The sequence below is a fragment of the Novosphingobium rhizosphaerae genome, assembly GCF_050920675.1.
Taxonomy (GTDB): domain Bacteria; phylum Pseudomonadota; class Alphaproteobacteria; order Sphingomonadales; family Sphingomonadaceae; genus Novosphingobium; species Novosphingobium rhizosphaerae.
This window is the reverse complement of record NZ_CP137861.1, coordinates 94,261-107,826: the sequence shown is the minus strand read 5'-3', so window position 1 is coordinate 107,826 and position 13,566 is coordinate 94,261. Positions and strand designations below refer to the sequence as shown.

Genomic DNA, 13,566 nt, shown 5'->3' with positions numbered 1-13,566 from the left:
AGTCAGGCGGCAAACACTGCGGCGTTGAGAGTATTGGTCGTGCCCGTGCTGACCACGGCGGCCACTACCAGCCGCCCGTCGGCAAGGGTGCGCACCAGCGGCGCCATCCCGCCTGCCAGGCAGGAAACCACCCCGCCCACCGCCATCCAGGCACTGTCAAAGCGCTGGAACGCGATGGTCGTCGCCACCGGATAGCGCACCCCGTCGCGGCTGTCCCATGCCACGGCAAAGCGCCCATCGGCGGTGCCGGCCAGCGCCGAGGAGAACGAATAGGGCGTGGTTGCGCCCTGGCTGGCCAAGGCAGGCTGCGAAAACGCCCCGTTCGCCTCCGACCGCGCGATCAGCACCTGGCCGGCGGCGGCATCGTCCGTGCCGTTGGAGATCCACGTCACCAGCGTCTCGCCGGTTTCGCGCACCCATAAGTCGGGTTGGTAATTGCTGTCGGAAAGGTCGTTGACCGGGGTGCGCGGGCTGTTGACATCATGGGCGACCGCCACGGGCGCGATCTGCTGCCGCCCGATCCGCACGGAATAATCGCGCGCCACCAACCGGCTCGGCACCGTGGCAGACGTCGGCACGCTGCGCTCGCCAAACAGCACGGTAAAGCCGCCCAGTCGCGGCGCCGCCTTGATCGGGGCAAAGCCGTCGTGCCCGCTATCGATGGCAAAGGGGGCGGACAGCGTGCCGTTGTGGGCGTTGAGGATCCAGGCCTGCCCGGTAAAAGCGCTCAGCACTGCCACACTGCCTTCGCCGCTGTCGTCCAGCGGGATCAGCGCACCAAGCACAGGCCCGGCCTCGCTGGCGATCGTGTATGTCGTGCCCAACGGCGCGCCGGCAGCATCGAAACGGCGCACCATCAGGGCGGCGCGGCCCGGCGTGGCGGCGGGATAGCCAGTCCAGCACACGGCAAAGCCACCGTTGCTCAGGCGCGTCAGGCCGATACCATACGCGGTGCCGGCCGGATCGGTGTTGACCGTGATCGGTTGGCCGTTGCCCATCGGCGCCAGTGTCGCATCCAGCAGGCGCACCAGCACATCCCCGGTCTGCGCGGGTGCGTTGCCATCGGTGCCCCAGGCCACCGCCAGCCCGCCACTGTTCAACCCGCAAATGTCGAACGACCACGCCAGCGGCAGGTCGGCCAGGTGCAAGGTGGCATGGGCGGTTTCGGGCGCCGCGGGCTGTTCGGCAGAGGGCGCGGCCAGCGGATCGACCGGTGTCTCATCCACGACAAGCGGGTCCGTTGGCGTGCTGTCATCCGCGTCGCGGCCGCCGCCCACGACCACGCCGACGCCCCATGCAACTGCCGTGGCCCCTATCGTCCAATCCTTCTCGTCGCGGACAGGATCGTATTTGAGATCCTCGTCACCGCGTTGCCCACTGTCTGACTGCATCGCCATGTCCCCCTTGGCCCGGCGCAGGCGCCACATGGCGCTGCGTTACGTAATGCCCAGGGATGCCCGATCAGACTGCCGCGTCAATGCCCATATGCTGCCGAATTGGCATGCCCCGGGGCCGATCGAGCGGGCCGGGGCATGGCGGTCAATCCGCCCAGTAAAGCCTGGTCGGATTGTCGATCAGCAGCTTGCGCTGCAATTCCGGCGTGGGTGCGATGCGCGGGATCATGTCGACCAGGTGCCCGTCATCGGGGATGGCGTCCTGCATGTTGGGGTGCGGCCAATCGGTACCCCACAGGACGCGGTCCTGATAGTCCGCCACCAGCGGCGCCACCGCATCGGCAAAGGCGTTCCACGGGCTGCCGGCGCTGTCCAGCCGGTCAGGGCAGGTGGCCTTGAACCAGATGTCGGGCCGCGAATCGAGGAATGCGCGGAATGCCTTCATGTCGGCCCCGTCCGGCCCTTGGGTCACTTCGGGGCGGCCCATGTGGTCGATCACCAGCGGCACGGGGATCGCATCCATGAACGGGCGCAGTTCCTCAAGGATGTCGGCCTCGAAATAGATCACCACGTGCCAGCCCTTGGGCAGGCGCTTGGCCACGTCGAGGAACTTGTCCTTGGGCGCATCGTCCACCAGGCGCTTGAGGAAATTGAAGCGGATGCCGCGGATGCCGCCGTCATGCAGCGCGGCCAGCTCGGCTTCGGAAATCGCCGGATCGACCACGGCCACGCCGCGTGCTTTTCCGTTCGACTTGGCAATGGCATCAAGCGTGGCGGCATTGTCGGTGCCGTGGCAGCTCGCCTGCACGATCACGTTCTTGTCAAAGCCCAGATGGTCGCGCAGGGCAAACAGCATGTCTGGCCCGGCATCTTCGGGCAGGTACTTGGCCTTGGCGCTGAACGGGAATTGCGCCATCGGGCCGAACACATGGCAATGCGCATCGATCGCGCCGGCCGGCGGGGTATAGCGCGGCTTCGACGGATTGCCGTGCCAGGAAACGATACGGTCGGTCATGGTCTTGTCCTTGAAAACCGGGCTTCGACAGGCTCAGCCCGAACGGCATCCTATTTGAATTCTTGCGCTCCGTTCGCCCTGAGCCTGTCGAAGGGCAAGAAGCGCAACGTCACCCGAAAACCACCCCATCCATCAGCTTGCGCGCGGTGCGCAGCAGGGCGGCGGTCTTCACTGCGCCGGCCTCGTCCACTTCCAGCACGCAGCTCATCTCGCCGGTCGGGTGCTCCACCGAGAGCGTCTTGCGCGGTCCATCGCTCACTTGGGCGACTTCGGCCGCAGGAGATCCGTCCAGCAGGCAGGCCGTCGCCACCGAAACCGCACCAAGCACGCCGATCGTGGCGTGGGCACGATGGGGGATGAAGCTGCGCACCGTCACCGCGCCGCCGTTGCGCGGCGGGGCGACCAGCATCATCTTGGGGACCGACTTGTCCTTCACGTCGCCCAGGTTCATCAGCGGGCCCACTTCCAGCCGGATCGCCTCGATCCGCGCTTTCAGGTCAGTGGCATTGTCCAGCCAGTCGCGGTCTTCATAGCCGGTCACGCCCACATCTTCGGCCTTCATCACCACGCAGGGCATGCCGTTGTCGATCAGCGTCACCGCCACGCCCTGGATGGTGTCCACCGCGTTGCCGGTGGGCAGCAGCGCCCCGCACGAGGAGCCGGCGGTGTCGCGGAATTCCAGCGGCACCGGGGCATGGGTGCCCGGCACGCCGTCGATGGCGGCTTCCCCGGCATAAGTCGGCACGCCGCCCGGCGTCCGCACCGTGGCCACGGCCACTTGCCCGGTGTTCTCCATGAAGATCGCCACGCGGGTTTCATCGCCCGTCGCCGCCACAAGGCCGCGCTCGATCGCAAAGGGGCCCACGCCCGCCAGGATATTGCCGCAGTTCTGCGCGTCGGTGACGATCGCCTGGTCGACGAAGACCTGCAGGAACAGGTAATCGACATCGATCCCTTCGCGCGCAGACTTGCTGACCACCGCCACTTTGCTGGTCAACGGATCGGCGCCTCCCAGCCCGTCGATCTGGCGCGGATCAGGCGAACCCATCACGCCCAGCAGGAACGCATCGCGCGTCGCCACGTCGGCGGGCAGATCGTCTTTCAGGAAATAGCCGCCCTTCGACGTGCCGCCGCGCATCCACATGCAGGGCGCGGAAATTCCGGTGGTCATGGGTCTTGCTCCTTGGTTGCGGGGGAGGGACGAGCCTATCTCCCCCTCCTCTGAAGAGGAGGGGGCCATTTGCACCCACGCCTCAAACGTACTTCAAGCCTTCCTTCTCCAGCCGCTCGCGCATCTTGTACATGTCGAGGCCCAGCACGCCATTGGCCAGCTTCTCGCGCTTTTCGCCTTCGTTGGCTTCGCGTGCCTGCGCGGCTTTGAGCACTTCGGCGGCCTTTTCGCGCGGCACCACCACCACGCCATCGTCATCGGCCACGATCACGTCACCCGGGTTAACCGCGCAATTGGCGCAGACCACCGGCACGTTGACGCTGCCCAGCGTGTTCTTCACCGTCCCTTGCGCATAGATCGCCTTGGACCACACCGGGAACTGCATCTCGGTCAGGTCCTTCACATCGCGCACGCCGGCGTCGATCACCAGGCCACGGCAGCCGCGCGCCTGGGCCGAAGTGGCGAGCAGGTCGCCGAAATAGCCGTCTTCGCAAGGCGAGGTGGGGGCGAGCAGCAGGATGTCGCCTTCCTTGAGCTGTTCGATGGCAACGTGGACCATCCAGTTGTCGCCCGGAGGAGCGCTGATCGTCACGGCAGAGCCGGCAATGCGCGCGCCGCGATAGATCGGGCGCATATAGCTGGCGAGCAGGCCGGTACGGCCCTGCGCTTCGTGAACGGTGGCGACGCCACAGGCGGCCAGGCCGTCGATCACGGCCGGATCGGCCCGTTCGATGTTCTGCACGACGATACCCGACATGGCGCTTGTCTCCCTTGATAGCTGAGCCGGTTCGGCACGGATGGCTGCATTTGGAACCGGGGGCGGGCAGCGCCAAATGCAATGTTTGGCGTGTGTCATAAGGAAATGCTAAGTCTGGATGGATGAACCGCTCCGATTCCGCGCTTAACATCCGCCACTTTGCGGCCTTTGCCGCCACCGTGCGCCACGGCAGCGTGACGCGCGCGGCCCGTGCCATCAATCTGACCCAGCCCGCCCTGACCCAGGCGATCGCCAGGCTGGAGGCGGACCTGGGCTGCCTGCTGTTCGAACGCGGCGCGGCCGGCATGACCGCCACCGAACCGGCGCGCCTCTTGGCCCCGCGCGCCGAGGCAGCGATCGAGCACATCGGCTCGCCGCGCGTGACGGGCACGCAGATGCGCGCGTTCCTGGCCCTGGCGCGGGCCGGTTCTTATGCCGGGGCGGCGCAGGATACCGGGCTTTCGGCGGCCTCGCTCCACCGCGCCGTGGCCGATCTGGGCGTGGCGCTGGGCCAGCGGCTGATCGACCGGCGCGGGCGCACCGTGCTGCTCACCCCGGCCGGCGCGCGCCGCGCGCGCGGCTTCGGCCTGGCCATGGCCGAATTGCGCAGCGGCCTTGCCGAAGTGGCGGCGTGGCAGGGCAAGGCGGCGGGCCGCGTGGTCATCGGCGCCATGCCGCTGTCGCGGGCGCGCTGGCTGCCCGAAACCTTGCTGCGCTTTGCGCAAGGCTATCCCGGCGTGGACGTGGCCGTGGTCGAAGGCAGCCATGCCGAACTCGTCGGCCCGCTGCGCGACGGGGAAATCGACTTCATGCTGGGCGCCCTGCGCGAAACCACCGCGCTTGACGATCTGGTGCAGGAAGCCGCGTTCGAGGATCGCCCCGCCTTGGTCATGCGCGCGGGGCATCCGCTGGCCGATCCGGCCGTGCCGCTCGATCCGGCGGCATTGCGGCACTATCCGTGGATATTGCCTGGCGGCGACACGCCGCTGCGGCACTATTGGGAAGCGATGATGCAGGCTGCCACCGGCCAGGCGCCGCCCCACGTGGGCATCGAATGCGGTTCGGTGCTCACGGTGCGGCAATTGCTGGTGGGTTCCGATGCGCTTACGCTGCTCAGCCCGGCGCAATTGGCGGTGGAACTCGATGTCGGGCTGCTGGCTGCACGGCCCACCCCGGTGCCGGTGCGGCGCACCATCGGGATGACGCACCGCACGCTGTGGCGGCCCACCGCGCCGCAGGCCGCATTCCTTGCCCTGCTGCGCGAGGTGGCCGACAAAGGCTTCGCATAAATTTATACCTTGCGCGCTCTTTGCATTTGTATGCGTAGCGTAAGGGTCGCAACAGGTGCGCCATGGAGAGAACACTTGCCCTGATCGGGTTCGGCGAAGCCGGATCGACCTTTGCCAAGGCGGCTGGCTGGGAAGCGTCGGCACAGGCGTTTGACATCAATCCTGCGCGCCATGCGGCCATGGAAGAGGCCGGGGTGCTCTCTGCGGCCACGGCCGACAGCGCGCTGTCTGGTGCCGGCCTCGTGCTCAGTCTGGTCACTGCCGATGCCGCGCTGCCCGTGGCGCGGGATGTGGCCCCCGTGCTCGAACCGGGCACCTTGTTCTGCGACATGAATTCGGTGGCGCCCGATACCAAGCGGGCGGCCGCGCTGGCAGTGGAAGCGGCCGGCGCGCGCTATGTCGACGTGGCGGTGCTGGCCCCGGTCAACCCCGCGCGGCTCAAGGTGCCGCTGCTGGTATCCGGCCCTGCGGCCGATGATGCGGCGGCTGCCCTGCGCGCGGTCGGCTTTACCAACGTTCGCGTGGTCGGCGCCGATGTGGGCCGGGCCAGTGCGATCAAGATGATCCGCTCGATCATGGTCAAGGGCGTGGAAGCGCTGACCGCCGAAATGATGCTTGCCGCCACCAAGGCGGACGTGGTGCAAGAAGTGCTGGCCTCGCTCGATGCGAGCGAGAAGAGCGAAAGCTGGTTCACCCGCGCCGCCTACAACATCGAGCGGATGACGACGCACGGCCTGCGCCGCGCCGCCGAGATGGAGGAGTCGGCCAAGACTCTCATCGGCCTGGGCGTGGAACCGTTGATGACCACCGGCACCGTGGCGCGCCAGCGCAGCCAGGCCGGCCACACCATCGCCTTCGAAACACCAGCAAAGACCACCAAGGAACCGGCCGAATGACCATGATTATCGACTGCCACGGCCATTACACCGTGCTGCCCAAGGCGCATGATGCCTGGCGCGAAGCGCAGAAGGCCGCGTTCAAGGCGGGCGAGGCGGCACCGCCCTATCCCGATATTTCCGATGACGAGATCCGCGAGACGATCGAGGCCAACCAGCTGCGCCTGATCAAGGAACGCGGCGCCGACATGACGATCTTCTCGCCCCGCGCCAGCGCCATGGCCCCGCACGTGGGTGACCAGAGCGTGGCCGTGCCTTGGGCCCAGGCCTGCAACAACCTGATCGCGCGCGTCGTGGCGCTCTATCCCGACGTGTTCGCCGGGGTGTGCATGCTGCCCCAGTCGCCCGAAGCCGACATGACCAGCTCGATTGCCGAGCTGGAGCGCTGCGTGACCGAGCTGGGTTTCATCGGCTGCAATCTCAATCCCGATCCGGGCGGCGGCCATTTCAAGCATCCGCCGCTGACGGACGAATTCTGGTTCCCCTTCTATGAAAAGATGGTGGAACTCGATGTGCCGGCGATGATCCACGTTTCGGGCAGCTGCAACCCGGCGATGCACGCCACCGGCGCCTATTACATCGCGGCCGACTCGATCGCGTTCATGCAGTTGCTCGAAGGCGATCTGTTCAGCCGCTTCCCCACGTTGCGTTTCATCATCCCGCATGGCGGCGGCGCGGTGCCCTATCACTGGGGGCGCTATCGCGGCCTGGCCGACATGCTGAAAAAGCCGGCGCTCGACGGGCACCTGATGAACAACGTGTTCTTCGATACTTGCGTCTATCACCAGCCCGGCGTGAACCTGCTGGCCGAAGTGATCGAAACCAAGAACATCCTGTTCGGCTCGGAAATGGTCGGGGCCGTGCGCGGCATCGACCCGACGACCGGCCACTATTTCGACGATACCAAGCGCTATGTCGATGCGCTGAACATCTCCGACGCGCAGCGCCATGCGATCTTCGAAGGCAATGCCCGCCGCGTGTTCCCGCGCCTTGACGAAAAGCTGAAGGAGAGAGGCCTGTGAGCATCGACAAGGGAGCGCCGGACAGCAAGCCGCGCGACATCCACGAATATCTGGCCGAATTCGACGATATCCCCGGCACCCGCGTCTATACCGCCGCGCGTGCTCGCAAGGGCTATCACATCAACCAGTTCGCGATGAGCCTGATGAAGGCGGAAAACCGCGCCCGGTTCAAGGCGGATGAACGCGCCTATCTGGACGAATGGAAGATCAGCGATGAGGCCAAGCAGGCGCTGCTGGCACGCGACTACAACACGCTGCTCGACATGGGCGGGAATGTCTATTTCCTGTCCAAGCTGTTCTCGTCCGATGGCCTGCCCTTTGCCGAGGCGGTCTCGACCATGACGGACATGACCTGGCCCGAATATCGCCAGATGATGCTCGATGGCGGCCGCTCGCCCGAAGGCAATCGCTCGATCAAGGAAAACCTGGCCGCCGCCGCGCGCGCACAGGAAACCGGGAAGGACAACTGACCATGGCGCGGATTACCGCAGGCGTCGGTTCCAGCCACGTGCCCCTGCTGGGCGTGGCGGTGGACCAGGGCAAATCCAACGACGACTATTTCGGCCCGATCTTTGCCGGATATGAATGGACCCGTCAGTGGGAAAAGGAACAGAAGCCCGATGTGATCATCCTGGTCTACAACGACCACGCATCGGCCTTTGACATGAAGATCGTGCCCACCTTCGCGATCGGCTGCGGCGAAAGCTACAAGCCGGCCGACGAAGGCTGGGGCCCGCGCCAGGTGCCCGATGTGGAAGGCCATCCCGATCTGGCCTGGCACATCGCGCAAAGCCTGATCCTCGACGAATTCGACATGACCATCATCAACGAGATGGACGTGGACCACGGGCTGACCGTGCCGCTGTCGATGATGTTCGGCCAGCCAGATGCCTGGCCGGCCAAGGTCATCCCGCTCGCCGTCAATGTCGTGACTTATCCGGTGCCCTCGGGCAACCGCTGCTGGGCGCTGGGCGAAGCGATCAAGCGTGCGGTGGAAAGCTTCCCCGAAGACCTCAACGTGCAGATCTGGGGCACCGGCGGCATGAGCCACCAGCTCCAGGGCAAGCGCGCCGGCCTGCTCAACCGCGAGTGGGACAACAAGTTCCTCGACCTTCTGATCGGCGAAACCGACGAAGCGCGCTGGATTCCGCACATCGAATACTTGCGCGAGACCGGCTCGGAAGGGATCGAGATGGTCATGTGGCTGATCATGCGCGGCGCGCTGGGTGACAAGACCCGCCTGCTGCACCGGCATTACCATATCCCCTGCTCCAACACCGCGATCGGGCACATCGTGCTCGAACCGGTGGAAGAGGAAACCGTGCCGGCGTAAGCCAAGGCACACTCTTATCCCCCTCCCGCCTGCGGGAGGGGCCGGGGGAGGGCATGGCAAGGTGCGCTCCCTCAATTCGCGTCCGGGAAGGGTCAACAAACCCTTCCCAATCCCTCCCGCCAGCGGGACGGGAGCCTTACAGGAGTTACCCCATGCGTATTGCCCTGGTCGGTGCCGGCGCCTTTGGCGAAAAGCACCTTGATGGTCTCAAGAATGTCGACGGCGTCGAAATCGTTTCGGTGATCAGCCGCCGCGCCGATCAGGCCGCTGCGGTTGCCGCCAAGTATGGCGCCCGCCACTCCGGCACCGAGCTGGAAGAAGCGCTGGCCCTGCCCGACGTGGATGCCGTGATCCTGTGCACGCCCACCCAGATGCACGCCGAGCAGGCCATTGCCTGCATGAACGCGGGCAAGCACGTGCAAGTGGAAATCCCCCTGGCCGATAGCTGGGCCGATGCGCAAGCCGTGGTGGCCAAGCAGAAGGAAACCGGGCTGGTCTGCATGGTGGGCCACACCCGCCGCTTCAACCCGTCGCACCAGTATGTGCACAACAAGATCAAGGCAGGGGAATTCAACGTCCAGCAGATGGACGTGCAGACCTATTTCTTCCGCCGCAGGAACATCAACGCCAAGGGCGAAGCGCGCTCGTGGACCGACCATCTGCTGTGGCACCACGCCGCCCACACGGTGGACTTGTTCGCCTACCAGGCCGGCAAGATCGTCAAGGCCAATGCCGTCGAAGGGCCGATCCACCCGGAACTGGGCATCGCCATGGACATGTCGATCCAGCTCAAGAGCGAAAGCGGCGCGATCTGCACGCTCTCGCTCTCGTTCAACAACGACGGCCCGCTCGGCACGTTCTTCCGCTATATCGGTGACACCGCCACCTATATCGCCCGTTACGACGATCTGGTGAACGGCAAGGAAGAGCCGATCGACGTGAGCCATGTCGACGTGTCGATGAACGGCATCGAGTTGCAGGACCGCGAATTCATCGCCGCGATCCGCGAAGGGCGCGAGCCCAACAGCTCGGTGGGCAAAGTGCTCGATTGCTATCGCGTGCTGGGCGAACTGGAAAAACAGCTCGCCGCCGGGTAAGCTGCAAAAAGGGAAGGCCCGCCTGCCACGGCGGGCCTTTTCGTATCGGGCCATGGGGCAGCAAAAGCCACAGGCCCAGGAAGAGGATGTCGATGATGGAAGCCCTGATCGCCTATTCCGGGCGCAGCCTGGCGCGCCCGCGCTATTACGCCAATGCCCATGACAAGGACGCGGTAGAAATCGCCCCTGTCGCCATGCCGATCCGCGATGCGCGGGGGCGCGGCACCAGCCTTGACGTGGAAGGCTTCGAGCTGGTGCGCGATCCCAGCGCCGTGACCGATTTTGCCGATCGCGCGCAGGTCATGGCCGTCCACGTTCCCGAAATCGCCGCGCTGATCAAGGACCTGACTGGCGCCTCCCGCGTGGAAGTGACGGGCGCGGGCCTGCTGCGCTTTTCCGAACGGTCGGGCCGGGCGGGCAGCCTCGACAATTCGATGCCGGCGCGCTTTGCCCATATCGACGTGTCACCGGCAACGGCCCTGACGATGAGCCAGCGCCTGGCCGCCGGGCGGCCGCACACCCGCGTGGCGCAGTACAATATCTGGCGTGCGCTGTCCGCGCCGCCGCAGGACGTGCCCCTGGCGCTGTGCGATGCGCGCAGCCTGGCCGCAGAGGATTGCATCGCTGCCGACGCGATTTTCGATCCCCCCGGCGGCGCGCCGGAATGGTCGTTCGAAAGCTATGTGATTGCTGCCAATCCCGCGCATCGCTGGCACTGGTTTTCCGACCTGACGGCGGACGAGGCGATCGTGTTCAAGACATTCGACAGCGATTCGCGCCGTGCCACCCACGTTCCGCACGTGGCGTTCGACATGCCCGGCTGCCCGGCCGATGCGCCCCCGCGCGTCAGCATCGAGATGCGCGCCACCGCCTTCTGGGAGGCCTGAACCGGCGCAGTTGTGCAACAGTTATGAATTATACATTTCGGCCCATTTTTTCGCATTGCTGAAAGTTTCGCATATGTGATACCAAGGTTCCCAGACCGGAACCATCCGGCTGCTATCCTTGGGAGGATACCGAAATGGCGTTTTCACGCTCCGATCTGCTGTGCTCTGCAGCCGTTCTGCTTTCGCTCGCCGCCGCGCCGGCCCAAGCCCAATCCGCGCCTGAAAGCACACCGACCACCACGCCTGAAATCGTGGTGACCGCCCAGTTCCGCACCCAGAAGCTGCAGGACACGCCGCTGGCGATCACCGCCATCAACGGCGCGGCCCTGGCGGCGCGCGGGCAGACCAACATTTCCGAAGTGGCCGCACAGACGCCCAACGTGACGCTGGCCCCGCAGAACCAGTACCTGGGCCCCGGCATCATCGCGTTCATCCGCGGCGTGGGCCAGTCCGACCCGAACTTTGCGCTGGAACCGGGCGTGGGCATGTATGTGGACGATGTCTACCTGCCCACGCTGACCGGATCGCTGCTCGACCTGATGGACCTGGATCGGGTGGAAGTGCTGCGCGGGCCGCAGGGCACGCTGGCCGGGCGCAACTCGCTGGGCGGCTCGATCAAGCTTTATGGCGTCAAGCCCAAGGGCGACAATTCCGGTTCGTTCGAAGCGACCTATGGCAGCTATCACCGCGTCGACCTGCGAGGCCATTTCGATCTCAAGCTGACCGACACCCTGGCGATGCGCGTTTCGGGCGTGAGCAAGAACCGCGATGGCTATGTCAAGATCCTGGACTATGCGCTGACCCATCCCGGCAGCACGGTCCCGACGATGGCGACCGGTGCCAATCCGCAAGTGGGCACGCTGGGCGGCACCAGCTTTGCCGCCGGCAAGGTGGCTTTCCGCTGGACGCCCGATGCCAACGTGGAAGTCAACGTTTCGGCCGACTACACGCGCGAGCGCGACGAGCCCGGCGCCTCGGTGCTGATCTATGGCAACAACATTGCCCAGTTCGCCGGATCGCCGGTCACCAAGGACCCCAACCGCGCCTGGCTCTATGGCACCGACGGCGCGCCGATCCCGCTCGATTGCCGCTTCGTGCCCAGCGGGCGCAACAGCTGCGACACGCTCAAGGGCTATGACAAGCGCTATGTCAGCTATGCCACGTTCTATGACGCGGCGCGCCCCGATCACCAGGTGCCGTATAAGCCGCTGGCGCTCAACCGCCATTCCAACCTCGACAACTATGGTTTTGCCGGCACGATCGACTGGACGCTGGGGCCGAGCCTCGCGCTGAAATCGATCACCGCCTATCGCCATTACGATTCGGACTGGTCGTTTGCCGAAAGCGCCCCGGTCGTGCCTTCGATGCTCAACCAGGCGCAGAGCAATTCGCAGTGGAGCCAGGAACTGCGCCTTACCGGCAAGGCACTCAACAACACGCTCGATTTCGTGCTGGGCGGGTTCTATTTCCACGCCAAGGGCCTGTTCACGGGCCGCATCGACCTCAACTATGCCGGGATCGATTTCCTCCACGGCCCCGATCCGACGCCAGCCACCAACAAGGCATTGTTCGCCAATGCCAGCTGGAAGCCGTTCGAGGCTTTCACGCTGACCGGCGGCCTGCGTGAATCGTGGGACCACAAGGAATATGGCTATGTGCGCCACAACCCGGATGGCAGCACGATCCAGCCCTGCACCGGCTATCCCTTTGGCGTGAACCAGCCGCCCAACTGCGCGCTGGCCGCACTCAACGGGCTCTACAAGACGTTCGATGCCTCGCGCCTCGATTGGCGCGTGGCGGCCGACTATCGCTTCTCGCCCGCGCTGATGGTCTATGGGCAGGTCTCGACCGGCTATCGTTCGGGTGGCGTCAACCCGCGCCCGTTCTATCCCAGCCAGGTGGAGGATTTCCGGCCCGAGACGATCACGGCTTACGAAGCGGGCTTCAAGTCTGACCTGTTCGATCGCCGCTTGCGTTTCAACGTTTCGGCATTCTTCAACGATTACAAGAACATCATCCTGACGGTGCTCAATTGCCCGAACACCGCCGGGTTCCCCACCACGCCTTGCCTCCAGCCCAAGAACGTGGGCTCTGCCCATGTGAAGGGCATCGAAGTCGAAACCACCATCCGCCCGATCGAGCACCTCACGCTCGACGGATCGCTCTCGTGGCTCAAGTTCAAATATACCACGGTCGATACCGCCAACACCGGGGTTTCGGCGAACATGGTGCCGCCCTACACGCCCGAATGGAAATGGAACGCGGGCTTGTCCTATGACATTCCCGACGTGCTCAAGGGCCTGGTCACGGTGCGCCTGGATGGCAGCTACCAATCGCACATCTATGTCGATCCCACCAACGTCGACGCGGTCAACGTGCCCGCCGCCACGGCCAGCCCGCTGGCCTATCAGACGGCGACCAACCGCATCGACGACTACTTCCTGGCCAACGCGCGCGTGACCTGGAAAAGCGATGCTGACACCTGGTCGGTCAGCGCCGAAGTGCGCAACCTGACCAACAAGTATTACTTCACCTCGATGACCGCCAACTATGGCCCGATCGGCACCAGCGCGGGCGCCCCGGGCCTGCCGCGCACCTGGGCGGTGACGGTGAAGCGCAATTTCTGAGCGGGCATTGCCCGCGCGCCGATGAAATGGGCCTCCTTCCCTTGGCGGAAGGGGGCCTTTTTCTTGGCCGAATCCCCT

At 65.4% G+C, this 13,566-nt stretch carries 12 protein-coding genes; 8 read left to right on the top strand and 4 right to left on the bottom strand.

The features are described 5' to 3' along the window. Window positions 1–2: 2 nt before the first annotated feature. From R9J51_RS00515 to ligK, 4 genes are all read right to left on the bottom strand, one after another. On the bottom strand, window positions 3–1,427 hold the full coding sequence (locus R9J51_RS00515; RefSeq protein ID WP_218847441.1) for a hypothetical protein: 1,425 nt from the start codon (window positions 1,425–1,427) through the stop codon (window positions 3–5). 112 nt (window positions 1,428–1,539) lie between these two features. Then, on the bottom strand, window positions 1,540–2,409 hold the full coding sequence (locus R9J51_RS00510; protein WP_179505555.1) for an amidohydrolase family protein: 870 nt from the start codon (window positions 2,407–2,409) through the stop codon (window positions 1,540–1,542). A gap of 109 nt (window positions 2,410–2,518) precedes the next feature. After that, window positions 2,519–3,580 carry a 4-oxalomesaconate tautomerase gene (locus R9J51_RS00505; RefSeq protein ID WP_179505554.1) on the bottom strand — a complete coding sequence of 354 codons (1,062 nt, stop codon included), beginning with the start codon at window positions 3,578–3,580 and terminating at the stop codon, window positions 2,519–2,521. Between the two features lie 82 nt (window positions 3,581–3,662). Continuing rightward, the gene (gene ligK, locus R9J51_RS00500; protein ID WP_169476607.1) at window positions 3,663–4,337 is read right to left on the bottom strand and encodes a 4-carboxy-4-hydroxy-2-oxoadipate aldolase/oxaloacetate decarboxylase; all 675 of its coding nucleotides are present in this window, start codon (window positions 4,335–4,337) and stop codon (window positions 3,663–3,665) included. Between the two features lie 122 nt (window positions 4,338–4,459). Here ligK and R9J51_RS00495 point away from each other — a divergent pair, with 122 nt between their 5' ends. The 8 genes from R9J51_RS00495 to R9J51_RS00460 all read left to right on the top strand — a co-directional run bounded on the left by R9J51_RS00495 (window position 4,460) and on the right by R9J51_RS00460 (window position 13,488). Then, a complete protein-coding gene (locus R9J51_RS00495; protein WP_168556451.1) occupies window positions 4,460–5,626 on the top strand; it encodes a LysR family transcriptional regulator in 1,167 nt (388 codons plus the stop codon). A 62-nt stretch (window positions 5,627–5,688) separates the two neighbouring features. Beyond that, window positions 5,689–6,522 carry an NAD(P)-dependent oxidoreductase gene (locus R9J51_RS00490; RefSeq protein ID WP_179505553.1) on the top strand — a complete coding sequence of 278 codons (834 nt, stop codon included), beginning with the start codon at window positions 5,689–5,691 and terminating at the stop codon, window positions 6,520–6,522. Beyond that, on the top strand, window positions 6,519–7,544 hold the full coding sequence (locus R9J51_RS00485) for an amidohydrolase family protein (RefSeq protein WP_169476605.1): 1,026 nt from the start codon (window positions 6,519–6,521) through the stop codon (window positions 7,542–7,544). The genes R9J51_RS00490 and R9J51_RS00485 overlap by 4 nt, the downstream gene beginning before the upstream one ends. Further along, the gene (gene ligA / locus R9J51_RS00480) at window positions 7,541–8,014 is read left to right on the top strand and encodes a protocatechuate 4,5-dioxygenase subunit alpha (protein WP_432787752.1); all 474 of its coding nucleotides are present in this window, start codon (window positions 7,541–7,543) and stop codon (window positions 8,012–8,014) included. The genes R9J51_RS00485 and ligA overlap by 4 nt, the downstream gene beginning before the upstream one ends. 2 nt (window positions 8,015–8,016) lie before the next feature. Next, window positions 8,017–8,877 carry a class III extradiol dioxygenase subunit beta gene (locus tag R9J51_RS00475; protein WP_169476604.1) on the top strand — a complete coding sequence of 287 codons (861 nt, stop codon included), beginning with the start codon at window positions 8,017–8,019 and terminating at the stop codon, window positions 8,875–8,877. 152 nt (window positions 8,878–9,029) lie between these two features. Beyond that, window positions 9,030–9,974, top strand: a complete 945-nt coding sequence (locus R9J51_RS00470) for a Gfo/Idh/MocA family oxidoreductase (protein WP_168556455.1) — start codon at window positions 9,030–9,032, stop codon at window positions 9,972–9,974. A 92-nt stretch (window positions 9,975–10,066) separates the two neighbouring features. Further along, window positions 10,067–10,861 carry a CmcJ/NvfI family oxidoreductase gene (locus tag R9J51_RS00465; RefSeq protein ID WP_246866132.1) on the top strand — a complete coding sequence of 265 codons (795 nt, stop codon included), beginning with the start codon at window positions 10,067–10,069 and terminating at the stop codon, window positions 10,859–10,861. 134 nt (window positions 10,862–10,995) lie between these two features. Beyond that, the gene (locus R9J51_RS00460) at window positions 10,996–13,488 is read left to right on the top strand and encodes a TonB-dependent receptor (protein WP_179505552.1); all 2,493 of its coding nucleotides are present in this window, start codon (window positions 10,996–10,998) and stop codon (window positions 13,486–13,488) included. The last annotated feature ends 78 nt before the right edge of the window (window positions 13,489–13,566 follow it).